We start from the raw sequence: 23,819 nt of genomic DNA, 5'->3' as shown, positions 1-23,819 counted from the left end.
CTACCCGTATCTGTAGGAGCGAGCTTGCTCGCTCCTACAGAGGGGGGAGAAATCAGGCGCTGGCGGGTTCGACCGTCAGCTCTACCGCTTCCGGTCGCTTGACCAACGCATACACCACCGCCGTCAACAGACTGCCGGCAACAATCGCCAGCAAATACAGCAACGCATGGTTGATCGCATTCGGGATCAGCATCACGAACAGGCCACCGTGTGGCGCCATCAGTTTGCAGCCAAAGTACATCGACAGCGCACCGGTCAAGGCGCCACCAGCAATGCTCGCCGGAATCACCCGCAGCGGGTCTTTGGCGGCAAACGGAATCGCGCCTTCGGAGATAAAGCACAGCCCCAGCACCAATGCCGCCTTGCCCGCCTCACGCTCGGTCTGGGCGAACTTGCGGCGGGCGATGAAGGTGGCGATGCCCAGACCAATAGGCGGCACCATACCGGCGGCCATGGTCGCGGCCATCGGCGCATAACTCTGCGAGGCCAGCAGCCCCACCGAGAATGCGTAGGCGGCCTTGTTGATCGGCCCACCGAGGTCGACGCACATCATGCCGCCGAGCAACACCCCCAGCAGAATCGCGTTGGTGGTGCCCATGCTGTCGAGGAAGTGGGTCAGGCCGGCAAGCATCCCGGCCACCGGTTTACCCACGACATAGATCATCACCAGACCGGTGAACAGACTCGCCAGCAGCGGAATGATCAGAATCGGTTTCAGCGCTTCCAGGCTCTGTGGCAAACGCGCATAACGATTGATCGCCTGCGCCGCGTAGCCGGCGAGGAAACCGGCAATGATCCCGCCGATAAACCCGGCGCCCAGGGTGCTCGCCAGCAGCCCGCCAATCATGCCCGGCGCGAGGCCAGGGCGGTCGGCGATCGAATAGGCGATGTAGCCCGCCAGCAACGGCACCATCAATTTGAAAGCGCTCTCGCCACCGATCTGCATCAGCGCCGCTGCAAGACTGCCCTGTTCTTTGAAAGCTTCGATGCCAAACACAAACGACAGGGCGATCAACAAGCCGCCCGCAACGACCATTGGCAACATGAACGACACACCGGTCAGCAGGTGCTTGTAGACCCCGGTCTTCTCTTGTTTGGAGGCCACCTTGCCAGCGCTGGCGGCGCTCTCCTGCTTGCCTTCGGCGAGCGCTTTATTCAGCGTCGCCTCGGCCTGCTTGAGGGCGATACCAGTGCCACAGCGATAGATTTTTTTGCCGGCGAAACGCTCGGTCGGCACTTCAATGTCCGCCGCCAACAGCACCACGTCGGCCGCTTCGATGGCCTCGGCGCTCAACGGATTGCGCGCGCCGACCGAGCCCTGGGTTTCCACCTGTAGCTCGTAGCCCAGGCGTTTCGCGGCTTGCTGCAAGGCTTCGGCGGCCATAAAGGTGTGGGCGACACCGGTCGGGCAGGCGGTGACGGCCACCAGACGTGGTGCGACCTGCGCTTGCGCTACGGGTTCGGCCAGCGCTTGCACCGGGCTATGGATTTGCGCCTCTTCAGCACCCCGACGCAACACTGCATCGACGTCCTGCAGGGCCTGGGACGGTGTGCTCTGGAACAGACGCTTGCCGACGAATCGCGACAGGTCCAGCGTCCCTGTGCTGACCAGCAACACCCACTCCGCCTCATCGAGGGTCGCGGCTGATAATTGGCGCTCCGGATGCGCCGCATCGTGCACTTCGACACTGGTGCTCCACCCCTGGCGCTGCGCCGCCGCATCCAGCAAGCGGGCGCAGAGCACACTGGTGACCATGCCGTTGGGGCAGGCAGTAACAATGGCTAACTTCATGACCAACCCTCTTATTGTTCTGTCAGGGGACGAACACGCACCCCCTGTTCGAGCTGCGCCAGATGCGCCGCATCGTTGATGCCGAAACCGATCTGGGTGACTGCCAATGCCGCAATAGCGGTGGCCGTGCGAAGCGTCTGCTCCGGCGTATCGGCGCTCAGCAGGCCGTGGAGCATGCCCGCCAGCAAGGAGTCACCGGCACCGACCGTGCTGGCGACGCTGACCCGTGGTGGTGTGGCATGCAGCGCCGAGCTGACGCTGAACCAGTTCACGCCCTCGGCGCCATTGGAAATCACCACATGCTCGATGCCCTGGGCGTGCAGGCGGCTCGCCGCTTCGGCCTGGGCCTTGGACGAAACCACGGCGCAACCGAGCACTTCGGCCAGTTCTTCAGTGTTGGGTTTAATCAGCCACGGACCGGCACCAAGGCACGCCTTCAGCGCTTCACCACTGGTGTCGAGGGCGACCCTCAGGCCCTTGGCCTTGAGCCGCAGCACCAAGGCATGCAACCACTGCGCGCTGACACCACGGGGCAGACTGCCGGCAACGACAACGGCGTCATGGCCGTGGGTAATCTGCTCAAGGCGATCGAGCAAGTCCTGCTGGGCAGCGGCACTGATCACCGGGCCTGGACCATTGAGGTCGGTGATGCGTCCATCGGCCTCGGCCAATTTGATATTGCTGCGGGTTTCCCCGGCGACCCGGATGAAGGCATCGACAAACCCGCGACGGGCAAACAGCGCCTCAAACGCCTGTAAATTGTCCTCGCCGAGAAAGCCACTGACGGTCACTTGATGACCCAGGTCGGCCAGCACCTGGGCGACATTCACACCCTTGCCGGCCGCGTGGGTGTGCATCGCCGTGCTGCGATTGACCTGACCGGCCTCAAGACGCGGCAACTGCACCGTGAGGTCCAGGGCCGGGTTGAGGGTCAGGGTTAAAATACGTGCCATTACTGCGTCTCCACTAGCGTGCGCACTTCCTGCGCGCTGCCCACGGCCAAAGCCTGGCGGGCCAATTCTTGTGCCTGGGGCAAGCTCAACTCGCGCACCCGCGCCTTGACCTCACCGATGCTGCGCGCGCCCACGCTCAGCTCATCGACGCCCAGTCCGACCAGCACCGGCACCGCCAGCGGGTCGGCCGCCAGTTCGCCGCATACGCCCACCCATTTGCCATGGGCATGGGCAGCGCGCACGGTGATGTCGATCAGTTGCAGGACCGCCGGGTGCAAGCCATCAGCCTGGGCCGACAAGGTCGGGTGACCACGGTCGATGGCCAGGGTGTACTGGGTCAGGTCATTGGTGCCGACGCTGAAAAAGTCCACCTCTTTGGCCAGCACCGGCGCCAGCAAAGCAGCCGACGGCACCTCGATCATGATCCCCAGTTGCAGGTCCGTCACGGGTATTTCCTGGCGCAGACGCTCGGTCATATCCCGCGCCTGACGCCATTCTTCAACGCTGCCGACCATGGGGAACATGATCCGCAACGGACGATTGTCGGCGGCACGCAGCAAGGCACGCAGTTGCGCCTCCATGACCTGTGGGCGCTGCAACGTCAGGCGAATCCCGCGCACACCGAGGAACGGGTTTTCTTCCTTGGCAATCGGCCAATACGGCAGCGGCTTGTCGCCACCCACATCCAGGGTCCGCACCACCAGCGGCCGCCCAGCGAGGCCATCGAGCACTCGACGGTATTCTGCTTCCTGAGTGGCTTCGTCCGGCAACTGCGGATGGGCCATGAAGATCAGTTCGGTGCGCAACAGGCCAATGCCTTCGGCACCCTGCTCCACCGCGCCAGTGACGCCGGCGCTTTCACCAATGTTGGCAAACACTTCGACGGCATGCCCGTCGCGGGTCACTGCCGGCTGATGACGCTGTTCGGCGGCGGCCTTGAGGCGCTGCTCGCGGGTGTCACGCTCCTCGCTGGCACGCTGCAGGGTGGCGGCGTCGGCATCGACGTGCAGGCGACCGCGCTGCGCGTCGAGCAACAGTGGCGTGCCCGGGGCCAACAGCAACACCGCGGCACCGGCGCCCACAAGCGCCGGAATCCCCAGGGCCCGGGCGACAATGGCGCTATGGGCTGTGGCGCCACCGCGTGCGGTGAGAATGCCGGCCACCCGCGTCGGGTCGAGGCGAGCCACGTCGGAAGGGCCGACTTCATCCATCACCAGGATGTACGGCTGGTCCGGCTCACTCGGGGTCTGGATCCCGCACAGTTGCGCCAGCACCCGACGACCGATATCCCGCAAATCCGCCGCACGTTCGGCGAGCAAGGCGTCCTGCAAAGACTCCTGCTGCCGCGCTGCGGCATCGATGACGGCCATCCATGCCGCCTCGGCGCTTTCGCCCTGCTTGAGGCGGGTGTCGACTTCGTCAGTCAGCTCCGGGTCGTCGAGCATCTCCTGGTGGGTGATAAAAATCTCCCGAATCGCCTTGGCCTTGCTGCGCTGGATCAACCCTTCGATGTCGCTGCGTACTTCGGCCAATGCACCGTGCAGACGCTCACGCTCATGGGGGGTGGATTCACCGCGCAACGGATAATCAATCGCCTGCTGGACCTGGATATGCGCCGGGCCAATAGCAATGCCTGGAGCCGCTGCGATGGCCGGAATCTGGCTGCCGGATGCCGGTGCAATGAGCACCTCGGCAATGTCGGCCAGGACCTCGCGCGGCTCGTTGAATGCCGGCAGCGGTTCGACTTCCTCGCCCAACCCCTCTTCAATGGCGGCTAACAGAGCCGGCAGCGCATCGGAGGCAATGCTCGGCTCGGCGATCAATTCCAGCACCTGGCCACGACGGGCGCCCAGGCTCAACAATTTGCTCAGGCTTTTGGCCGAGACTGCACTGTCCTGGCCATCAACGATGCGCAGGCGAATTTCACCCTCAAAACTCTTCGCTAACTGCGCGAGGATTTTCGCCGGCCGGGCGTGCAAGCCATGGGCGTTTGCCAGGGCGATTCGCGCGCTGGGCCAGTCGGCAGGCAGCTCACCGCCGAGGACTTCCAGCACTGCACGGCGGCTGGTGGCGCGCCCCAGTTCGTGGCCACGGCCTTCGATCAGCAGCGCGCACAGGCGTTCGAGCAAGGCTTGATGAGCTTCTCCCAGGCTGGCCAGGCAGAACAGTCCGCTCAACGGCTGGCCCAGGTAGCGGATCGGTTTGTCCGGCGTGACAAATGCCAAACCGGGGCGCTTGACCGTCTGCTCGCTGTGCAACCACCACAAGCCATCGCCCAGGGGCAGCGCTTCGACCTGCTGCAGCACCGCCGAGAACCCGTTACTGACGCAATCGGCCTGGCGCAGCAAGCGGGCGCCACGCCACACCAGTTCCTCGAAATCGTCAGCGGACACACCCAGGCCGATCATCTGCGCATCCAGCGCCAACTCCTGGGGTGCGCCCTGCAGTAGTTTGAGCAAGGCTTCGGCACTGCTGGCCCGGCGCAAGGCCTGGCCCAGATCGGTTTCACCCAGGGCGCGAGTGAGCAATTGCAGGAGGCGCAGGTGTTCATCGGATTTGGCCGCAATGCCGATGGCCAGGTAGACGATGTGCCCGTCGCCCCAGTCCACCCCTTCAGGGAACTGCAGCAAGCGCACGCCGGTGGTGTGCACCAGCTCGCGGGTGTCGGGGGTGCCGTGGGGGATGGCGATGCCCTGGCCGAGAAACGTCGAGCCCTGGGCTTCACGCGCCTGCAAACCCGCGAGGTAACCCTCGGCCACCAGGCCGTCGGCGACCAGTTTGTCGGCCAGCAGGTGCAATGCAGCGGCTTTATCCACAGCGCTCTGGCCCATGGATATCTGCTCTATAGTGAGCTCGAGCATGCTTTCTCCTTTTTGGTGCCGGGGCACCAGGTATTGTTTTGAATGAATCAGCTTAGGCTTTAATGCGAACAGTTTTTCGAGGCATCCTTTGGCGGTTTCGCGGCAGCACCGACAAAAGGGCGAATACTGTAGAAAATACGCTTGCTGAAACGTTTAATCTAGCGAAGTGCGCACGTTACTCGATAATCTCTCAAGCCTGAAGCCCAATCGGTCGGATGCGTGCGACATTGGTCTGCTGCCTTATTCAGGTAGGATTGACGAAAATGTCGGGGCAAGCTCGAAAAAACAAGGAATTCCCGAGTTGAAACTCAGTGATATCGCCCAGTTGGCCGGTGTGTCCGTGACCACCGCCAGCTACGTCATCAATGGCAAGGCCGAACAGCAGCGCATCAGTAATGCCACGGTCGAACGCGTACGCGCCGTCGTCGAGCAGCATGGTTTCACGCCCAATCCCCAGGCAGCCGGACTCCGCAGCCGGCACACCCGCACTCTGGGCTTTATTCTGCCCGACCTGGAAAACCCCAGTTACGCGCGCATTGCCAAGTTGCTGGAGCAAGGCGCCCGGGCCCGTGGCTATCAATTGCTGATCGCCAGCTCCGATGACGCCCCGGACAGCGAACGCCAGTTGCTCAAGCTGTTCCGTGCCCGACGCTGCGATGCCTTGTTCGTCGCCAGTTGCCTGCCGGCCAGCGACGACAGCTATCGTCAGCTGCAGGCCAAGGGCTTGCCGATCATTGCCATCGACCGGGTCATGGAGCCTGAGCACTTCTGCTCGGTGATCAGCGACGACCGGGAAGCCAGCCTGCAACTCACCCGCAGCCTGTTGCAACCTGAACCGCGGCAGATCGTGCTGTTGGGCGCACGCCCCGAGCTGAGCATCAGCCAGGATCGCGCCGCCGGCTTCCAGCAGGCACTGGTCGACTTCAAGGGCCAGGTCATGATCGAACATGGCGAATCGTTCAGCCGCGAAGGCGGCCGTCAGATGATGGAAGAGCTGCTGCAACGCCTGGGACATTTACCGGATGCGCTAGTCACCACCTCCTACGTGCTCCTGCAGGGGGTGTTCGATGCGCTGCACGATTACCCGCTGAAAAACCGCCCGCTACGCTTGGGCACTTTCGGTGATACGCAGTTGCTGGACTTCCTGCCGCTGCCGGTCAACGCCATGGCGCAACAGCACCAACTGATCGCAGACAAAGCCCTGCAACTGGCCCTCGCCGCTGTCGAAAACGATCATTACCAGCCGGGCGTGCAAGCCATCGGCCGGACGTTCAAGCAGCGCATACACCGGGACTGAGCCGTGGAGCTGATCGACAGCCACACCCATCTGGATTTCGCCGACTTCGATGACGACCGCCAGGCGCTGCTCGCTCAAAGCCGCGCCCTGGGGGTGCGGCGCATGGTGGTGCTAGGGGTCTATCAACGCAACTGGCAGCGGGTCTGGGACCTGGTGCAAAGTGATCCAGACCTGCATGCTGCCTTCGGCCTGCACCCGGTCTACCTCGACGAACACCAGCCCGACGATCTGCGGCAACTGGCTGACTGGTTGAGCCGACTGGCCGGGCATCGGCAACTCTGTGCGGTAGGCGAGTTCGGCCTGGACTACTACTTACCGACACTGGATCGCCAGCGCCAGCAAACGCTGTTCGAAGCGCAACTGCAACTGGCCTGCGACTTCCAGCTACCGGCGCTGCTGCACGTACGGCGCAGTCATGCTCAGGTCATTGCCACCTTGAAACGCTTCAAGCTGCAACGCGGCGGGATCATCCACGCCTTCGCCGGCAGCCGGGAGGAAGCACTGGAGTACATCAAGCTCGGCTTCAAGCTGGGCCTGGGCGGTGCCGCCACCTGGCCGCAAGCCTTGCGCATGCATAAGGTAATCGCCGGTTTGCCGCTGGACGCGGTGGTGCTGGAAACCGATTCACCCGACATGGCGCCGGCCATGTACCCCGGGCAACGCAACAGCCCTGCCCACCTGCCGGCAATTTGCGCCGCCCTGGCCGCGATCATGGGCATCAGCCCGGAGCAGCTGGCCGCCGCCAGTACCGCCAACGCCTGTCAGTTGTTCAACTGGTAAAGGTGTCGGTGTGAGCCTTGGCAGCTTGCAGGATCAAGGTCACGTGCTGGCGCCGCCGGGCAATGAGCATGACCGCGAAGTAGATCAACACGGCGATCAGCGAAAAATTCAGTTGCTCGATACCCGTCAGCATCCCCACCCACTCCATGACCAGGGCCACCAATAACGCCGTGGCGATCATCACCCGCAGGCTCGCGCGCAGCATCGCCAGCGAGTCGAGCGCCTTGAGTCGCCTTATCTGGGTCGGACAACTGAGGCGCAGAGATTTCTGACAGTGACTGCAGGCAAAGCTCTCATTGATGGCCATGGCGTTGAGCTCCCATGTCTTGAGTTCCAGGGTGAACTGGCAGTGGGCGCAACGCCCCTTGATACCCAGAAATGCAGCTGTCATGGCCATGTCCTTCAGAGTTTTGCACATCGATGGGCAGTCAGTAGAACGGTGAACGTCCTTTCATTGAAGACGACAATCCCGATCCTGCCGTAAAACAGGATCGGGACCACTCGTACAAGTAACCTGTACTACAGCCTCTTCATTGGCTCATACCCGAAACGCACCAATCAACTGCTTCAATTGCACTACCTGGGCCGACAAAGCGCGGCTGGCATCCTCAGTCTGGTGCGCGCCTTCGGCGGTGCGCTCACCGGCGTGATTGATCTCGACGATGTTCTGGTCGATGTCATGAGCGACGGCGGTCTGCTGCTCGACAGCAGCGGCAATTTGCTGGTTCTGATTGACGATCATGCCCACCGCGCCGAGGATGTTTTCCAAGGCTTTCTGGACTTTTTCCGACTGGCCGACCGTGCCACTGGCCATTTGATGACTGATGCCCATGGCTTTCACCGCCGCGCCTACGCCACCGTGCAGCTTGCCGATCATTTGCTCGATTTCTTCGGTCGACTGCTGAGTGCGCTTGGCCAGGGTCCGCACCTCATCGGCCACCACCGCAAAACCGCGACCCTGCTCACCGGCACGCGCCGCCTCGATGGCCGCATTGAGGGCGAGCAGATTGGTCTGCTCGGCAATGCTCTTGATCACCTCCAGCACGCGGCTTATGGACTGGCTGTCGCTGGCCAACTGATTGATCACCTGCACCGAGGCGTCGATTTCCTGGGCCAGTTGGGCGATGCTGCCTTGCTGGGATTCGACCAGCACACGCCCGCTGATGGTTTCATCGTTGACACTCTGAGCACTGCTCACCGCCGCTGCAGCACTGCGGGCGACCTCTTGCGCGGTGGCCGACATCTGGTTCATGGCCGTCGCCACTTGCTCGATTTGCGAGCGCTGGCCGGCCACCGCCTGGTTGCTCTGGGCCGATACGTTCTGCACTTGCCCGGCCTGGCGCTCGACCTCGTTGACGGTTTTACCCACCAGCTCGATCAGGTCATGAATCTTCGCCACGGTGCCATTGAACACATTGCCCAACTCACCTAGCTCATCGCGGCTGTGGGCGTTGAAGGTCACCGTCATGTCACCGCCAGCGACCTTGTCCATGACGCCCCCCAGGCGTTTGAGGGTGGTGCGGGTGGATGCGTAGAAACCGCCGTACAGGTAGAAAATCAGCACGAACACCACGGACAACGCCCCGACCTGCAGGACCATGTGCGTGCGGTTCTGCTCCAGGCGCTGCTGCAACTGCACGGAAAGATACTTCAAGGTCGCCTCATTGAGCTGATAAGTCTTTTCCATCAGCCCGGTCACTTGATCGTAGAAGCCCTGCCAGGGCGCATCGAGGGTATCGGCCATCACCACCTGCTCCTCAAACAGCTCACTGGCTTGTTTGAGCGTGGCGTGGCTGGCATTGGCCGCAGACTCAAGTGCCTGGCGTGAGGCGGTGCTGGCACCCAGCGCATCCTGAACCTTGAGCCCATACTCCGCCTGGAGCTTCTCAAGCTGCGCCAGCAGTTCATCGAACCGAGTCGACGACGCGGAATTGAGGAAGCCCTGGCCCAGGGAATAGGCACCCATTGCCCGCCCTTCACCGATGGTCTGGGTAATGCGCGGAGTGACGGCAGTCAGCAGTTCGCTCAACTGCCGGATATCACCTTGATTATCGCGACTGAGACCCGCCTGGCTGGCAATCAGTTGCCCGAAGATCTGCGCATTGCCGAGCAGCTTGCCGATCAACGCGCTTTTGCTTTGCAGAGAGGTTTCCGCCTGCTGCGCCTTGAACGCAGCGAGCATGTCGTCGCGCTTGCTCTCGAAGACGCGGACCTGCTCCAGGTCGCTGCTGATCGCCGTAAGGTTTTGCAGGCGATTGAGAATAGTCTGCTCAAGGGTGTAGATCGTGGTCTCGATCGCCCCGGCTTTGCCGGATTGCCCGAGAGTGGTGTTGATCTGCACCAGATTGTTCAGGGTTTCCAGGTCGTGGCGCAGGGCCAGGCCACTCCCGAGCAGGTCCAGACTGTGCAATTCAACCTGGGTGCCCCGGAATTCACGATAGGAATCGCGCACCAGGTAGAAGTTGGTCACCAGCATGGGCACCAGGAACAGCACACTGATCAGACTGAACTTCATGCCGAAGCTCAAGCGATTCATCAGGGCCACGGCGGGATAGAGCAAACTCTTCAAAAGAAGTCCCCCTTTGCGTTTCTTATTTTTATGAGCAGGCAGCACAGAGCAAGCAGATAGCCACTACGGCGCGCTGCCTCTGTATAACTTAAATCGGCGGGAGGTTTTGTAACTTAAGGTTAACGGTCGGCGCGAGACGCCGAATGGGGCGTCTCGCTGACTGAAAGGGGGACTAAAAACGTTTCAGAGCAATACGGTCCACAGGGCAAAGCCGGCGTACCAGACAATAGCTGCGCGCAGCAGCAACTCCCACAACTGATCCAGACTGTTGATGCCCTCCGGCCCCGCCACCGGCGCCGGTATCTCGCCGGCAACCTTGCCGGCCTTGTCGATCAATTGTGCGGCACTGATATTCCAGTTCAACAGTTCATGGAGCATGACCCGGCTGACCGCGACGAAGTTGCCAACCAGGGCAAAACTTGCCGCCAACAGCCGCACCGGCAACCAGTCGAAGGCATGCCGCAGTTGGGCAGCGCGCTCGGCGACCGCCGGATTGCGGCTGTGCTCGGCGGCGAGGGCCAGCAAGCGGTAGCTCAGCGCTGCCACCGGCCCGAGCAGGAAATACCAGAAAATCACCGCGAAAAAGCTCTGATAGGCCTGCCACAACAAATGGCTCTGCACCTGCTGCAGCAACTGCTCCCCACTGTCGGCGCAGATACCCAGGTCACGCTCGGCGACATGCGCCGCTGCTTGCAGGTCTTCACGGCGCCAGGCATCACGAAAGGGTCCCAGTTCGCCGAGCAGGTCGCCGCGACCCAGGCTGTAGATCACCACCAGCAAATGCACAGGCAAGGCCAGCAAGCCATAGGCCACTGGATCCAGCACCACCAGCAACAAGCCGAGCAAGGCCACCGGTATCAAAATCGTCAGCACCAGCACCAGCCACGGACGATTGGCCAGCCGGGGACTGCTCTCCAGCTTGCCCAGCTCACGCAGCCAACCACCGTCACGCTGCAGCCGATGGCGCAGCGCCGAGAATTTCTCGATCCATACGGCCAGCAACAACACCACAAAACTCATTGTGCTTCTCCTTGCTTCAGCGCGGCGCGATAACGCGTCCAGTCGAATGCCGGTCCCGGGTCAGTCTTGCGTCCAGGCGCGATATCGCTGTGGCCCTGGATACGTTCGGTGGTAATGGCACTGAACGCCGCCTGCAACTGCCGGGTCAGATCCGTCAGAGCCTGATACTGGGCGTCGCTGAACGGCAAATCATCAGTGCCCTCCAGCTCGATGCCCAGGGAAAAATCATTACACCCTTCACGCTCGTCAAACCGCGAAACGCCGGCATGCCAGGCGCGATCAAGACAAGAGACAAACTGCGTGATCGCGCCGTCACGTTCGATGAGAAAGTGTGCAGAAACGCGCAGGTCGGCGATCCCTGCAAAGTAGGGATGTTCGGTGACATCCAGGCGATTCTGGAAAAACTCCTGCACCTTGCCCGTGGCGAATTGCGCCGGGGGCAGGCTGATGTTGTGGATCACCAGCAGGGAGACTTCACCTGAGGGGCGGGCATTGAAGTTGGGCGACGGGCAATGATGCACACCATCAAACCAACCGCTCGCGCGGTCCAACTGCATACGGGTTCCTTCGACAACGACTTTGACAGCGTTCAGTATGCCGCGATCGCCCCCCCGGTTGCGATCACTTGCCCTATAATCGGGCCACTTTGTTTGTGGAGCACGTTATGCCGAATCTACGCCTCGCCGACCTGACCGCCGAAATCGAAGCCAACGTGCGCCGTGCGTTGCTGGAAGACATCGGCAGCGGCGACATCACCGCCCAGTTGATCCCCGCCGAGCGCCTGGCCAAGGCCACCATCATCACCCGTGACGCCGCAGTCATCTGCGGTACTGCCTGGGTCGACGCGGTGTTTCGCCAGCTCGACCCGCGGGTTGCCGTCCATTGGCAGGTGCGCGACGGTGAGCGAGTGAATCCCAATCAAGTGCTATTTCACCTCGAAGGTCCGGCCCGTTCGCTACTGACTGGCGAGCGGTGCGCGCTGAACTTCATACAACTGCTCTCTGGTGTTGCTACCCGCGCGCAATACCTGGCCGACTTCGTCGCCGATACCCAGGTCAAACTCCTCGACACCCGCAAGACCCTGCCGGGACTGCGTCTGGCGCAAAAATACGCGGTGACCTGCGGCGGCTGCCACAACCACCGTATTGGCTTGTACGACGCGTTTCTGATCAAGGAAAACCACATCGCGGCTTGCGGCGGTATCGCCCAAGCCATCGCCGCCGCGCACAAGATCGCCCCAGGCAAGCCGGTGGAAGTGGAAGTGGAGAATCTGTCGGAGCTCAAGGAAGCCCTGGCGGCGGGTGCCGACATCATCATGCTTGATGAACTGAGCCTGGATGACATGCGCGAAGCCGTGCGCCTGAACGCGGGCAAGGCCAAGCTGGAAGCCAGCGGCGGTGTCAATGAAAGCACCTTGCGGCCAATTGCCGAGACCGGTGTGGACTACATCTCAATTGGCGCGATGACCAAGGATGTTAAAGCAGTCGATCTTTCGATGCGCCTGGCGATCTGAGAACAGCTACAAGCGGCAAGTTCGAAGCAGCTTTGCTGCTGACTTGCCGCTCGCAACTGCTTCTAAACTACAAGATTATTCATCTCGCAGTACTCATCCCACTCGACACCCAGCACCTCTGCCGCCTCCTTGTGCAATACAAGACGCTGCGCTTCGAATTCCTCTGGCGTCGAGGTGTACTTGAGGGTCAGCTCCCACGGCTGCAAGCCCTGAGCTTCGGCCTCATCCTCGAACGCCCACTGGATCTGGTCTTTCTGATCGTCAGGACTCAAGTCCTTGATCTCTTCAATCAAATCAGGCGTTTCCAGTGCGTACTGCTTGAGTGCTTTCTCGTGCCTGGCTTCTTGGGTCAATGTCTTGTCGGTCATGACGTTCTCGTTGATCTGGGGAATGGAAGATGGATGTGGATCATCAAGGATCTCTCTGACGCAAATAAACCGCGTGCTATCTGGCTTACCTGGCCTTCAGAACCATTCGGGATCATTTGAAAACAAGTGGTGCCTGGTGCCCGAGACAGGAATCGAACCTGCGACCTTCGCGTTACGAGTGCGCTGCTCTACCGGCTGAGCTACACGGGCGGTGGGCTAAACCTAGCACTGACCTTGAGGCCAGGCAACTTCCCCGAGGTGTGATTTTCCTGCGGGCAAAAAAATACCCCGCAGCTTTCGGTGCGGGGCATTTCTTACAAGGTTGTAGCGCTCAAACGTTGGGGGTGATTAAACGCCCGACGCCTTGGCTGCTGCTACGTCCTTGATGGACAGCTTGATACGACCGCGGTTGTCCACGTCCAGTACCAGCACTTCCACTTCCTGGCCTTCTTTCAGGATGTCGGTCACTTTCTCAACGCGAGCGTCGCTCAGCATCGAGATGTGAACCAGACCGTCCTTACCTGGCAGGATGTTGACGAACGCGCCGAAGTCGACGATGCGCTCAACCTTGCCGACGTAGATCTTGCCGATCTCGGCTTCAGCGGTGATGCCCAGTACGCGCTGACGTGCCGCTTCAGCCGCTTCCTTGGTTTCACCGAAGATCTTGATCGAACCGTCGTCTTCGATGTCGATCGAAGCCTTGGTTTCTTCACAGATCGCACGAATGGTCGCGCCGCCTTTACCGATAACATCACGGATTTTGTCGGTATCGATCTTCATCGCGATCATGGTCGGAGCGTTTTCCGACAGCTCGGTACGCGACTGGCCAATGATCTGGTTCATCTGGCCGAGGATGTTCAGGCGCGCTTCCAGGGCTTGGCCCAGAGCGATTTCCATGATCTCTTCGGTGATGCCCTTGATCTTGATGTCCATCTGCAGCGCGGTCACACCTTTCGAGGTACCGGCTACTTTGAAGTCCATGTCGCCCAGGTGGTCTTCGTCACCCAGGATGTCGGTCAGGACTGCGAATTTCTCGCCTTCTTTAACCAGACCCATGGCGATACCGGCAACCGGCGCCTTCATCGGCACACCGGCGTCCATCAGGGCCAGGGAAGCACCGCAAACGGAAGCCATCGAGCTGGAACCGTTGGATTCGGTGATTTCCGACACCACACGAATGGTGTACGGGAACACGTCAGCGGCAGGCAACATGGCCTGAACCGAACGACGGGCCAGACGGCCGTGACCGATTTCGCGACGACCAGCGCCACCCATGCGACCACACTCGCCCACCGAGAACGGAGGGAAGTTGTAGTGCAGCATGAACGGGTCTTTTTTCTCGCCTTCCAGGGTGTCCAGCAGTTGCGCGTCACGGGCGGTGCCCAGGGTTGCAACAACCAGTGCCTGGGTTTCGCCACGGGTGAACAGTGCCGAACCGTGGGTCTTTGGCAGAACGCCGACTTCGATGTTCAGCGGACGCACGGTGCGGGTGTCGCGACCGTCGATACGTGGCTTGCCGTTAACGATGTTTTCGCGAACGGTGCGGTATTCAATTTCACCGAAAGCCGCTTTGACTTCGCTGGAAGAAGGCTGGCCTTCTTCGCCGGACAGCTTGGCAACGACCTGGTCACGCAGCTCGCCCAGACGCGCATAGCGGTCGGCCTTGATGGTGATGGTGTAGGCCTGGGAGATCGCTTCGCCGAACTCGGCACGGATAGCGCCCAGCAGTTCGGTGGCTTCCGGTTGTGGAGCCCAGGTCCAGGTTGGCTTGGCCGCTTCGGCTGCCAGTTCCTTGACGGCGTTGATCACCACCTGGAACTCGTCGTGGGCGAACAGTACCGCGCCCAGCATCTGGTCTTCGGTCAGCTCTTTGGCTTCCGATTCAACCATCAGTACCGCTTCCGAGGTACCGGCAACGACCATGTCCAGGCTCGAAGCTTTCTGTTGCTCGTAAGTCGGGTTCAGCAGGTAGCCGGTGCTTTCGTGGAAGGCAACGCGGGCAGCGCCGATCGGGCCATCGAAAGGAATACCGGAGATAGCCAGGGCAGCCGAGGTACCGATCATCGCAGCGATGTCCGGATCGGTCTTCTTGCTGGTGGAAACGACGGTGCAGACAACCTGCACTTCGTTCATGAAGCCTTCCGGGAACAGCGGACGGATCGGACGGTCGATCAGTCGGGAAGTCAGGGTTTCTTTCTCGGAAGGACGGCCTTCACGCTTGAAGAAACCGCCAGGGATCTTGCCGGCGGCGTAGGTTTTTTCCTGGTAGTGAACAGACAGAGGGAAGAAGCCCTTGCCTGGATCGGCTTGCTTGGCGCCAACCACGGTCACCAATACGCTGACGTCGTCGTCAACGGTGACCAATACTGCGCCGGAGGCCTGACGGGCGATACGGCCAGTCTCGAGGGTAACGGTCGACTGACCGAACTGGAATTTTTTGATTACCGGGTTCACGGTGTCCTACCTTCTTTGTGGCTCTTGGGGGAACTGGTTTCTTGCGAAATTCTTGGGCAACCCCGGGAATCGGCCCGGCCTGTATTGTCCTGGTAAAACGTGTGTCCAGATAAAACTTGAGGCTGGGAGCCTGCCCTGCGCCCGTGGGAAACCCACTGACGCAAGACAGACAACCAACCTCTAGCGCAATCGCTGATTAGCGACGCAGACCCAGGCGAGCGATCAGAGCGCTGTAACGGCTCACGTCCTTGCCTTTCAGGTAGTCCAGCAGCTTACGACGCTGGTTTACCATGCGGATCAGACCACGACGGGAGTGGTGATCTTTACCGTTGGCCTTGAAGTGACCTTGCAGCTTGTTGATGTTGTGGGTCAGCAGTGCAACTTGCACTTCTGGAGAACCAGTGTCACCAACGGCTTGCTGGTAGTCAGCTACGATTTGAGCTTTTTCTTGAACGTCGAGAGCCATGAGGCAATCCTTTTATCAGGAAACTGTTTCAGAAAAACAGTTTCAACAGGCCAGGGACAAATCCCTGTATCTATAAATGAGTGTTGACCGTGCCTGTTAACAGCCACACTCGCCAGCCTGCTGTTACACAGACCGGTTTTCGGTCATTCCGACCGAATCAGTCGACGCGGCGCGATGCGCCCGTCTTCGCTCACTTCACCGATTCCGATGAAGCGACCATTGTGATCCTGTACGCGTACCATGCCAAATTTCGGCGCGTCCGGGGCACGTACCGGCTGGCCATTGAGCCAGTAGAACGAGCTTGCCTCGGAAAACTGCAGCAGAGGCCAATCCAGCAGGCCGCTGTCCGATGGCATCAGGAAGCGATCAACCGCTTCGTTGCCGCCTTCGGCATGTACCGCTTCCAACTCTTCCAGCGTGACCGTCTGGGCCAGGCTGAATGGACCGGCTTGGGTACGTCGCAGTTCTGCAACGTAGGCGCCACAACCGAGCTGCTCACCAATATCTTCCACCAGGGTACGGATATAGGTGCCTTTGCTGCAATCCACGGCAAAACGCGCAGTGTCGCCTTCAAAGGCCAGCAAATCCAAGCGCGCAATAGTAACAGATCGCGGTTCGCGCTCCACCACTTCACCTGCACGTGCAAGCTTGTACAACGGCTGGCCATCACGCTTGAGCGCCGAGTACATCGGCGGTATCTGACTGATTTGCCCACGAAAACCGGGCAAAACCGCTTCGATATCGGTGCGACCAACGGTCACCGGACGTTCCTGCAAAACCTCACCCTCGGCATCGGCCGTGGTGGTGGTCTTGCCCAATTGCGCGAGGGTTTCATAGCCCTTGTCGGAATCGAGCAGGTATTGCGAGAACTTGGTGGCCTCACCAAAGCACAACGGCAGAACGCCAGTCGCCAATGGATCGAGGCTGCCGGTGTGACCGGCCTTTTCAGCATTGAGCAGCCAGCGGACTTTCTGCAAGGCCGCATTGGAGGTGAACCCCAGCGGCTTGTCGAGCAGGATGATGCCGCTGACGTTACGACGGATACGCTTGACCTGAGCCACCGATTACTCCTTGGTGTCTTCGGCTTCTGCCGCAACCGAATGCTGGCTGTCTTCAGCCACAGCACGCTCGATCAATGCCGACAGGTGCGCGCCACGCACGACGCTTTCGTCGTAGTGGAAATGCAATTGCGGCACACTGCGCAGCTTCATTTCGCGCGCCAACTGCATGCGCAGGAAACCGGCGGCGGAGTTCAGCACCTTGATGCTCTGGCCGATTTCTTCTGCGCCGTCCTGCCCCATCACAGTGATGAAGATCTTTGCGTGACCGACGTCACGGCTGACTTCAACAGCGGTAATGGTGACCAGGCCGACGCGCGGGTCTTTGACTTCGCGACGGATCAGTTGAGCGAGCTCACGCTGCATCTGATCGCCGATACGTTGGGTACGGCTGTATTCTTTTGCCATGTCTTGTTACCTGTTACTGCCTCACGGTGAAACCCGTGTGGTCTGAAAGCGGCAAACGCCCGGCCTGACAAATGCCAGACCGGGCGTTGCGTTTAGAGGCCGGGCGATGCGCCGTGCATTTGCATGCGGCTGCCCATCGCGGCTCTTGAAGTGCGCGAGTTAGAGGCTGCGAGCAACCTGAACCTTCTCGAAGACTTCGATCTTGTCACCGACTTTGACGTCGTTGTAGCTCTTCACGCCGATACCGCATTCCATGCCGGCACGTACTTCGGAAGCGTCATCCTTGAAGCGGCGCAGAGATTCCAGCTCGCCTTCGAAGATAACGATGTCGTCGCGCAGTACACGGATTGGACGGTTACGGTGAACAACACCTTCGATCACCATGCAACCGGCGATCGCGCCAAACTTCGGCGAACGGAACACGTCACGCACTTCGGCCACGCCCAGGATGTTCTCGCGAACGTCGCTGCCGAGCATACCGGTCAGGGCTTTCTTGACGTCTTCGATGATGTCGTAGATCACGTTGTAGTAACGCATATCCAGACCTTCCTGCTCGACGATCTTGCGTGCGCCAGCATCGGCACGCACGTTGAAGCCGAACAGTACCGCGTTGGAGGCCAGTGCCAGGTTGGCGTCGGACTCGGTGATACCACCGACACCGCCACCGACAACGCGCACTTGCACTTCGTCGTTGCCCAGGCCGTTCAGAGCGCCTTGCAGAGCTTCCAACGAACCACGGACGTCGGATTTGAGGACGATGTTAAGCGTCTTCTTCTCTTCCTGGCCCATGTTCTCGAAGATGTTTTCCAGCTTGCCGGCGTGAGCGCGAGCCAGTTTGACTTCGCGGAACTTGCCTTGACGGAACAGAGCCACTTCACGGGCTTTCTTCTCGTCGGCAACCACGCTCATCTCGTCGCCAGCGTCCGGGGTACCGTCCAGGCCGAGGATCTCGACCGGGATAGCCGGACCGGCTTCCTTGATTGGCTTGCCGTTCTCGTCGAGCATGGCACGCACGCGGCCGTAGTTCGAACCGACCAGCACCATGTCGCCCTGGCGCAGAGTACCGTCTTGAACCAGTACGGTTGCAACCGGACCACGGCCCTTGTCCAGGCGGGACTCAACCACAACGCCACGGCCAGGAGCCGACGGAGTTGCGGTCAGTTCCAGAACTTCGGCTTGCAGCAGAACGGCTTCGAGCAGTTCGTCGACGCCAGTACCCATCTTCGCCGAAACCGGTACGAATGGAGTGTCGCCGCCCCACTCTTCCGAGGTCACGCCGTGAACCGACAGTTCGCTACGGATGCGATCGAGGTCTGCACCCGGCTTGTCGATCTTGTTCACTGCAACCACCAGTGGCACACCAGCCGCTACTGCGTGCTGGACGGCTTCGATGGTCTGCGGCATTACGCCGTCGTCCGCCGCAACCACCAGGATCACGATGTCGGTCGCCTTGGCACCACGGGCACGCATTGCGGTAAACGCGGCGTGACCCGGGGTATCGAGGAACGTCACCATGCCACGGTCGGTTTCAACGTGGTATGCACCGATGTGCTGGGTAATGCCACCGGCTTCGCCAGCAGCAACCTTGGCACGACGGATGTAGTCGAGCAGGGAGGTTTTACCATGGTCAACGTGGCCCATTACGGTCACGACTGGTGCACGGGAAACCGCCTCACCTTCAAACTTCAGGGACTCAGCCAGGGAATCTTCCAGGGCGGTGTCGCTGACCAGGGTCACTTTGTGGCCCAGCTCCTCGGCAACCAGTTGGGCAGTTTCCTGATCCAGTACCTGGTTGATGGTCGCTGGAGTACCCAGTTTGAACATGAACTTGATGATTTCAGCAGCCTTGACCGACATCTGTTGAGCGAGGTCGCCAACAGTGATGGTTTCGCCGATCTTCACTTCACGCACGACAGGGCCGGTTGGGCTCTGGAAACCGTGAGCGTTGCGCTTCTTCAGCTTGGCCTTGCCGCGACCACCACGACGGAAGCCATCGCTTTCTTCGTCGGTAGTCCGTGGCGCAACACGTGGCGCTGGCGCTTTCTCTTTGACCGAAGCACGATGCGGAGCGTTTTTGCGCTCGCCATCGCCACCGCCGCTACGACGATTGTTATCGTCTGCGCGCGGTTTGTCCGGACGGCGCTGTTCGTCACGCTTGCGTGCGTCAGGAGCCGGTGCAGCAGCCACCGGTGCTTCACGCACTGGCTCGGCCACTGGCGCCGGAGCGGCAACAGCCGCCGCCGGAGCAGCTTGCGCAGCAGCAGGCTGGCGACGCGCTTCTTCTTCGGCGCGCAGCTTGGCTTCTTCTTCAGCCTTCTGACGAGCAGCATTTTCTACCGCGCGGCGTTCGTCCAGCTCACGCTTGCGCTCGGCTTCAATTTCTTCCGGGCTGCGCTGTACGAAGACTTTCTTCTTGCGAACTTCAACGCTGATGCTTTTGCTGCCAGCAACACGCAGGGTGCTGGTGGTTTTACGCTGCAACGTGATTTTGCGCGGTTCTTCCACTTTCGCCTTGTGGCTGCTTTTCAAGTGAGTCAGCAGGGACTGCTTCTCACTGTCGGTCACATGTTCATCGGCGGCGGTGTGCGGCAGACCTGCCTCACGCATCTGCTGCAGCAGGCGCTCTACCGGTGTTTTGACCTCAAAGGCCAGTTGTTTCACCGTGACTTGCGTCATGCACTTCTCTCCTCAGGCCGCGCCTATTACTCGAACCAATGGGCTCGGGCGGCCATGATCAACTTGCCGGCACGATCATCGTCAATGCCGTCGATGTCGAGCAGGTCGTCAATAGACTGCTCGGCCAGGTCTTCGCGGGTAACTACGCCGCGCACCGCCAGTTCCATCGCCAAATCCTTGTCCATACCCTCAAGCGAGAGCAGGTCTTCGGCCGGATGGGCGTCTGCCAGCTTTTCCTCAGTAGCGATGGCTTTAGTCAACAAGCGATCCTTGGCACGAGCGCGAAGCTCGTTGACGGTTTCTTCGTCAAAGCCATCGATGTTGAGCATTTCTTCCAACGGTACGTAGGCAATCTCTTCCAGGCTGGTGAAGCCTTCATCAACCAGCACCTGGGCCAGATCTTCGTCGACTTCCAGCTCGTCGATGAAGTTGCGCAGGATGTCGCCGGTTTCTGCTTGCTGCTTGGCCTGGATGTCCGATTCGGTCATCACGTTCAGGGTCCAGCCAGTCAACTGGCTCGCCAGACGCACGTTCTGACCACCACGACCGATGGCCTGAGCCAGATTGTCTGCGCCAACGGCGATGTCCATGGCATGGGCATCTTCGTCAACGATAATTGCCGCAACCTCGGCCGGGGACATGGCGTTGATCACGAACTGCGCCGGGTTATCGTCCCAAAGAACGATATCCACACGCTCACCGCCCAACTCACCGGATACCGCCTGAACGCGCGAACCGCGCATACCAATGCAGGCACCTTGCGGGTCGATGCGCTTGTCCTTGGAGCGGACGGCGATCTTGGCACGCGAACCCGGATCACGGGACGCAGCCATTACTTCGATCAGGCCTTCGGCAATTTCCGGCACTTCGATGCGGAACAGCTCGATCAGCATTTCCGGTGCGGTACGCGACAGGATCAACTGCGGGCCGCGGTTCTCGGTGCGGATTTCCTTGAGCAGCGCACGCAAACGCACGCCAACTCGGAAAGTTTCGCGAGAAATGATGTCTTCACGAGCCAGCAACGCCTCGGCGTTGTTACCCAGATCGACGATCACGTTATCGCGGGTGACCTTTTTTACAGTGCCGGAGATGATTTCCCCCAGGCGCTCGCGGTAAGCGTCAACCACCTGGGCACGCTCAGCCTCGCGAACTTTCTGCACGATGACTTGCTTGGCAGTCTGTGCAGCGATACGACCGAACTCGATCGATTCGATTTTTTCCTCGACGACATCACCGACCTTGGCGCCAGGGTGCGTCTCGGCAACCTTGCTTGGCCAGGTTTCAATGGCAGGATCGTCAAGATCGTCTTCCTCGACCACCGTCCAGCGACGGAATGTCTCGTAAGCACCGGTGTGGCGATTGATTTCCACACGCAGATCGACTTCGTCCTCGAAACGCTTCTTCGTAGCAGTGGCCAGAGCCAGCTCGAGCGCTTCAAAAATCACGTTTGCCGGTACACCCTTTTCGTTGGATACCGACTCAACAACCAGCAGTACTTCTTTGCTCATCGTACGCCTCGCCTTTCGCAAGCCATTGGATCCGCGGGATCCGCAGTTTCTGGCACGTCTCAGTCAAAACTGGGAATAATGTTGGCCTTGTCGATCATCTCGATCGGCAACAGGAACTCATGGTCATCTACCTGCACCACGACGTCCTGCTCTTCTACAGCGCGCAGAAGGCCCTGAAAGTTGCGTCGACCTTCAAAAGGCGAGCGCAGCTTGATCTTCACTTGTTCACCGGCAAATTTTGCAAACTGCTCAAGAGTGAACAGCGGGCGTTCCATGCCAGGCGAGGAAACTTCAAGGGTGTATTCAACGGAGATTGGATCTTCTACGTCCAGGACGCCGCTGATCTGACGGCTGACAATGGCGCAATCGTCCACCAGCACTCCGCCTTCTTTATCGATATAAACGCGCAACATCGAGTGACGACCCTGAGCCGAAAACTCGATACCCCAGCATTCATAGCCTAGGGCCACGACCACCGGGGCCAGCAAGGCCTGCAACTCTTCTAGCTTGCTCGACACCTGAACCCCCTAGTGCATGTATGTGCATGCCATGAAAATAAAAAAATGGGCGTAATGCCCATCCTTGAAACGCCGCCGAATAGCGGCGTTGAAAGTGTCCAGCTAACAAAAAGCCCCTTAAAAGGGGCTCCTGAAACTGGTTGCGGGGGCCGGATTTGAACCGACGACCTTCGGGTTATGAGCCCGACGAGCTACCAGACTGCTCCACCCCGCGACAAAGCTGGGGCGGAAGTATACGACCGATCCCCTACAGGGTCAATGTAACCTTCCACCTGCAAGAAAGCCCGCAACAGCGGGCTCTCCTGACTAATTGGTACCGAGAAGGGGACTCGAACCCCTACACCCTATGGGCACAACCACCTCAAGGTTGCGTGTCTACCAATTCCACCACCTCGGCAATACTACGTTTGAAACCCTTCTTACTTTTGCTCTTGAGCTGGAGGTACGTCAGTCGCATTAGTTGCCGACTTTTGCTCTTCAAGCACCGGTACATCATCAGAAGCCGGTTTTTGCACTGGAACTTCCAGAACCGCTGGGTTTGGCAAACCTACTTGAGTCAGCTGGTGAGCTTTCTCTTTAGCAAAGTAACCTAACCCTAAGCTGGTTATGAAAAAACCTGCGGCAAGTATAGCAGTAAACTTACTAAGAAAGGTAGAGGAACCTTGGCTTCCGAACACAGTATTTGAAGCACCTGCTCCGAAAGACGCGCCAGCGTCCGCACCCTTACCCTGCTGCAGCAATACCAGAGCTACTACGCCCAATGCACCCAGCAGATGAAAAACGACTACGACTGTTTCCAGCATTTTCTCAGTTTCCCGCGGCGCGACAAATCGCACCGAACTCATCTGCATTCAGGGAAGCCCCACCAATGAGCCCCCCATCGATATCCGGCATGCCGAACAGTTCGACCGCATTGGCCGCCTTCACGCTGCCGCCGTATAGAAGTCGCACACCTTGTGCCACTTCAGAATTCTCTGCCGCCAACTGCGCGCGAATGGCTGCGTGCACATCCTGCGCTTGTTGCGGTGAAGCAGTCAGCCCGGTACCAATGGCCCAGACCGGCTCATAAGCAATTACTGCGCTTGCAAACACACCAACACCCAACTCACCGATGATGCTGCCCAGCTGCTGCGAGACAACCTCAAGGGTCTTGCCGGCTTCGCGCTGCTCCAGGGTTTCCCCTATGCACAACACCGGAATCAAACCACTTGCCTGTGCCGCTGCAAACTTGCGAATCAGCACTTCGTCCTGCTCGCCCATTATCTGGCGGCGCTCGGAGTGCCCAACAAGCACCAGGGAGCAACCTGCATCCACCAACTGAGTTGGCGAGACCTCACCGGTCAGTGCGCCTTGTCCGGATTCCACCGCAGAATTCTGCGCGCCGATTGAAATCGACTTGCCTTTCAGGCCATCAACCACTTGGCTGATATGCAACAAAGGCGGGAATACCGCTACATCAACACCGCTCGGCAAGGCCAAGTCACTTAGGCCGTCGATCAGCTCAGCGACGCTGGCGCGGGTACCGTGCATCTTCCAGTTACCAGCTACCATAGGGCGACGCATGCTGTACCTCGTCGG

General features: G+C 60.0%; 20 protein-coding genes, 3 tRNA genes and 1 pseudogene. 3 read left to right on the top strand and 21 right to left on the bottom strand.

The genetic code is table 11. From position 1 onward, the window contains the following. Positions 1 to 52: 52 nt before the first annotated feature. Genes KW062_RS04555 through ptsP form a run of 3 tightly spaced genes read right to left on the bottom strand, consistent with a single transcriptional unit; the run spans position 53 to position 5,606 of the window. Positions 53 to 1,792: a PTS fructose-like transporter subunit IIB gene (locus KW062_RS04555; RefSeq protein WP_105754831.1), complete on the bottom strand. Its 1,740-nt coding sequence runs from the start codon at positions 1,790 to 1,792 to the stop codon at positions 53 to 55. An 11-nt stretch (positions 1,793 to 1,803) separates the two neighbouring features. Further along, positions 1,804 to 2,745 carry a 1-phosphofructokinase gene (pfkB, locus tag KW062_RS04550; protein ID WP_105754832.1) on the bottom strand — a complete coding sequence of 314 codons (942 nt, stop codon included), beginning with the start codon at positions 2,743 to 2,745 and terminating at the stop codon, positions 1,804 to 1,806. Beyond that, positions 2,745 to 5,606: a phosphoenolpyruvate--protein phosphotransferase gene (ptsP, locus tag KW062_RS04545; RefSeq protein WP_105754833.1), complete on the bottom strand. Its 2,862-nt coding sequence runs from the start codon at positions 5,604 to 5,606 to the stop codon at positions 2,745 to 2,747. The genes pfkB and ptsP overlap by 1 nt, the downstream gene beginning before the upstream one ends. Positions 5,607 to 5,907: 301 nt before the next feature. Between ptsP and cra the strand changes: the two genes are divergently transcribed. Together cra and KW062_RS04535 are read left to right on the top strand one after the other, a co-directional pair. Next, positions 5,908 to 6,903 carry a catabolite repressor/activator gene (gene cra, locus KW062_RS04540; protein WP_027619367.1) on the top strand — a complete coding sequence of 332 codons (996 nt, stop codon included), beginning with the start codon at positions 5,908 to 5,910 and terminating at the stop codon, positions 6,901 to 6,903. Between the two features lie 3 nt (positions 6,904 to 6,906). After that, positions 6,907 to 7,683, top strand: coding sequence for a TatD family hydrolase (locus tag KW062_RS04535; RefSeq protein ID WP_027619366.1), 777 nt, complete (start codon positions 6,907 to 6,909; stop codon positions 7,681 to 7,683). Here the strand turns inward: KW062_RS04535 and KW062_RS04530 are convergent. From KW062_RS04530 to ampD, 5 genes and pseudogenes are all read right to left on the bottom strand, one after another. Continuing rightward, the gene (locus KW062_RS04530; protein ID WP_105754892.1) at positions 7,673 to 8,074 is read right to left on the bottom strand and encodes a hypothetical protein; all 402 of its coding nucleotides are present in this window, start codon (positions 8,072 to 8,074) and stop codon (positions 7,673 to 7,675) included. The genes KW062_RS04535 and KW062_RS04530 overlap by 11 nt on opposite strands. 147 nt (positions 8,075 to 8,221) lie before the next feature. Beyond that, positions 8,222 to 8,926: a methyl-accepting chemotaxis protein gene (locus tag KW062_RS29200; protein WP_442757351.1), complete on the bottom strand. Its 705-nt coding sequence runs from the start codon at positions 8,924 to 8,926 to the stop codon at positions 8,222 to 8,224. 153 nt (positions 8,927 to 9,079) lie between these two features. Beyond that, positions 9,080 to 9,283 (bottom strand): annotated as a pseudogene (locus tag KW062_RS29195) (HAMP domain-containing protein); the annotation flags it as partial. Positions 9,284 to 10,435: 1,152 nt separating this feature from the next. Next, positions 10,436 to 11,272, bottom strand: coding sequence for a regulatory signaling modulator protein AmpE (gene ampE / locus KW062_RS04520; RefSeq protein ID WP_105754835.1), 837 nt, complete (start codon positions 11,270 to 11,272; stop codon positions 10,436 to 10,438). Further along, a complete protein-coding gene (gene ampD / locus KW062_RS04515) occupies positions 11,269 to 11,829 on the bottom strand; it encodes a 1,6-anhydro-N-acetylmuramyl-L-alanine amidase AmpD (RefSeq protein ID WP_027619362.1) in 561 nt (186 codons plus the stop codon). The genes ampE and ampD overlap by 4 nt, the downstream gene beginning before the upstream one ends. 107 nt (positions 11,830 to 11,936) lie before the next feature. Here ampD and nadC point away from each other — a divergent pair, with 107 nt between their 5' ends. Further along, positions 11,937 to 12,785 (top strand): carboxylating nicotinate-nucleotide diphosphorylase, encoded by an 849-nt coding sequence (gene nadC / locus KW062_RS04510; RefSeq protein ID WP_027619361.1) that lies wholly within the window; start codon positions 11,937 to 11,939, stop codon positions 12,783 to 12,785. Positions 12,786 to 12,847: 62 nt separating this feature from the next. Here nadC and KW062_RS04505 read toward each other — a convergent pair whose 3' ends face one another. From KW062_RS04505 to tpiA, 13 genes are all read right to left on the bottom strand, one after another. After that, the gene (locus KW062_RS04505) at positions 12,848 to 13,153 is read right to left on the bottom strand and encodes a DUF6388 family protein (protein WP_027619360.1); all 306 of its coding nucleotides are present in this window, start codon (positions 13,151 to 13,153) and stop codon (positions 12,848 to 12,850) included. A 134-nt stretch (positions 13,154 to 13,287) separates the two neighbouring features. Then, positions 13,288 to 13,363: transfer RNA gene (locus tag KW062_RS04500), tRNA-Thr, on the bottom strand. A 138-nt stretch (positions 13,364 to 13,501) separates the two neighbouring features. Then, complete coding sequence (pnp, locus tag KW062_RS04495; protein ID WP_027619359.1) at positions 13,502 to 15,607, bottom strand: polyribonucleotide nucleotidyltransferase; 2,106 nt, start codon at positions 15,605 to 15,607, stop codon at positions 13,502 to 13,504. 196 nt (positions 15,608 to 15,803) lie between these two features. After that, on the bottom strand, positions 15,804 to 16,073 hold the full coding sequence (gene rpsO, locus KW062_RS04490; protein WP_003197723.1) for a 30S ribosomal protein S15: 270 nt from the start codon (positions 16,071 to 16,073) through the stop codon (positions 15,804 to 15,806). 143 nt (positions 16,074 to 16,216) lie between these two features. After that, positions 16,217 to 17,134, bottom strand: a complete 918-nt coding sequence (gene truB, locus KW062_RS04485) for a tRNA pseudouridine(55) synthase TruB (RefSeq protein WP_105754836.1) — start codon at positions 17,132 to 17,134, stop codon at positions 16,217 to 16,219. Positions 17,135 to 17,137: 3 nt separating this feature from the next. Further along, positions 17,138 to 17,539, bottom strand: coding sequence for a 30S ribosome-binding factor RbfA (gene rbfA / locus KW062_RS04480; protein WP_027619357.1), 402 nt, complete (start codon positions 17,537 to 17,539; stop codon positions 17,138 to 17,140). 159 nt (positions 17,540 to 17,698) lie between these two features. Next, on the bottom strand, positions 17,699 to 20,215 hold the full coding sequence (infB, locus tag KW062_RS04475) for a translation initiation factor IF-2 (protein ID WP_027619356.1): 2,517 nt from the start codon (positions 20,213 to 20,215) through the stop codon (positions 17,699 to 17,701). Positions 20,216 to 20,241: 26 nt separating this feature from the next. After that, positions 20,242 to 21,723, bottom strand: coding sequence for a transcription termination factor NusA (gene nusA / locus KW062_RS04470; protein ID WP_027619355.1), 1,482 nt, complete (start codon positions 21,721 to 21,723; stop codon positions 20,242 to 20,244). Between the two features lie 59 nt (positions 21,724 to 21,782). Beyond that, a complete protein-coding gene (rimP, locus tag KW062_RS04465; RefSeq protein ID WP_027619354.1) occupies positions 21,783 to 22,241 on the bottom strand; it encodes a ribosome maturation factor RimP in 459 nt (152 codons plus the stop codon). A 137-nt stretch (positions 22,242 to 22,378) separates the two neighbouring features. After that, positions 22,379 to 22,455: transfer RNA gene (locus tag KW062_RS04460), tRNA-Met, on the bottom strand. 97 nt (positions 22,456 to 22,552) lie between these two features. Beyond that, positions 22,553 to 22,638, bottom strand: a tRNA-Leu gene (locus KW062_RS04455). 22 nt (positions 22,639 to 22,660) lie between these two features. After that, positions 22,661 to 23,044, bottom strand: a complete 384-nt coding sequence (gene secG / locus KW062_RS04450; RefSeq protein WP_081786369.1) for a preprotein translocase subunit SecG — start codon at positions 23,042 to 23,044, stop codon at positions 22,661 to 22,663. Between the two features lie 4 nt (positions 23,045 to 23,048). After that, positions 23,049 to 23,804: a triose-phosphate isomerase gene (gene tpiA / locus KW062_RS04445; RefSeq protein ID WP_105754837.1), complete on the bottom strand. Its 756-nt coding sequence runs from the start codon at positions 23,802 to 23,804 to the stop codon at positions 23,049 to 23,051. Positions 23,805 to 23,819 lie beyond the last annotated feature (15 nt).

The sequence above is a fragment of the Pseudomonas fluorescens genome (assembly GCF_019212185.1).
Taxonomy (GTDB): Bacteria; Pseudomonadota; Gammaproteobacteria; order Pseudomonadales; family Pseudomonadaceae; genus Aquipseudomonas.
The sequence above is the reverse complement of the archived record's forward strand: the minus strand, read 5'-3'. Positions and strand labels throughout refer to the sequence as shown.

Bases quoted from the DNA above. Each gene is read 5' to 3' on its own strand.
- tpiA (WP_105754837.1), bottom strand. From the start codon at position 23,804: ATGCGTCGCCCTATGGTAGCTGGTAACTGGAAGATGCACGGTACCCGC.
- nusA (WP_027619355.1), bottom strand. From the start codon at position 21,723: ATGAGCAAAGAAGTACTGCTGGTTGTTGAGTCGGTATCCAACGAAAAG.
- KW062_RS04505 (WP_027619360.1), bottom strand. From the start codon at position 13,153: ATGACCGACAAGACATTGACCCAAGAAGCCAGGCACGAGAAAGCACTC.
- pfkB (WP_105754832.1), bottom strand. From the start codon at position 2,745: ATGGCACGTATTTTAACCCTGACCCTCAACCCGGCCCTGGACCTCACG.
- ampE (WP_105754835.1), bottom strand. From the start codon at position 11,272: ATGAGTTTTGTGGTGTTGTTGCTGGCCGTATGGATCGAGAAATTCTCG.
- KW062_RS04530 (WP_105754892.1), bottom strand. From the start codon at position 8,074: ATGACAGCTGCATTTCTGGGTATCAAGGGGCGTTGCGCCCACTGCCAG.
- rbfA (WP_027619357.1), bottom strand. From the start codon at position 17,539: ATGGCAAAAGAATACAGCCGTACCCAACGTATCGGCGATCAGATGCAG.
- secG (WP_081786369.1), bottom strand. From the start codon at position 23,044: ATGCTGGAAACAGTCGTAGTCGTTTTTCATCTGCTGGGTGCATTGGGC.
- rpsO (WP_003197723.1), bottom strand. From the start codon at position 16,073: ATGGCTCTCGACGTTCAAGAAAAAGCTCAAATCGTAGCTGACTACCAG.
- KW062_RS29200 (WP_442757351.1), bottom strand. From the start codon at position 8,926: ATGTCGGCCACCGCGCAAGAGGTCGCCCGCAGTGCTGCAGCGGCGGTG.
- nadC (WP_027619361.1), top strand. From the start codon at position 11,937: ATGCCGAATCTACGCCTCGCCGACCTGACCGCCGAAATCGAAGCCAAC.
- infB (WP_027619356.1), bottom strand. From the start codon at position 20,215: ATGACGCAAGTCACGGTGAAACAACTGGCCTTTGAGGTCAAAACACCG.
- ptsP (WP_105754833.1), bottom strand. From the start codon at position 5,606: ATGCTCGAGCTCACTATAGAGCAGATATCCATGGGCCAGAGCGCTGTG.
- KW062_RS04555 (WP_105754831.1), bottom strand. From the start codon at position 1,792: ATGAAGTTAGCCATTGTTACTGCCTGCCCCAACGGCATGGTCACCAGT.
- ampD (WP_027619362.1), bottom strand. From the start codon at position 11,829: ATGCAGTTGGACCGCGCGAGCGGTTGGTTTGATGGTGTGCATCATTGC.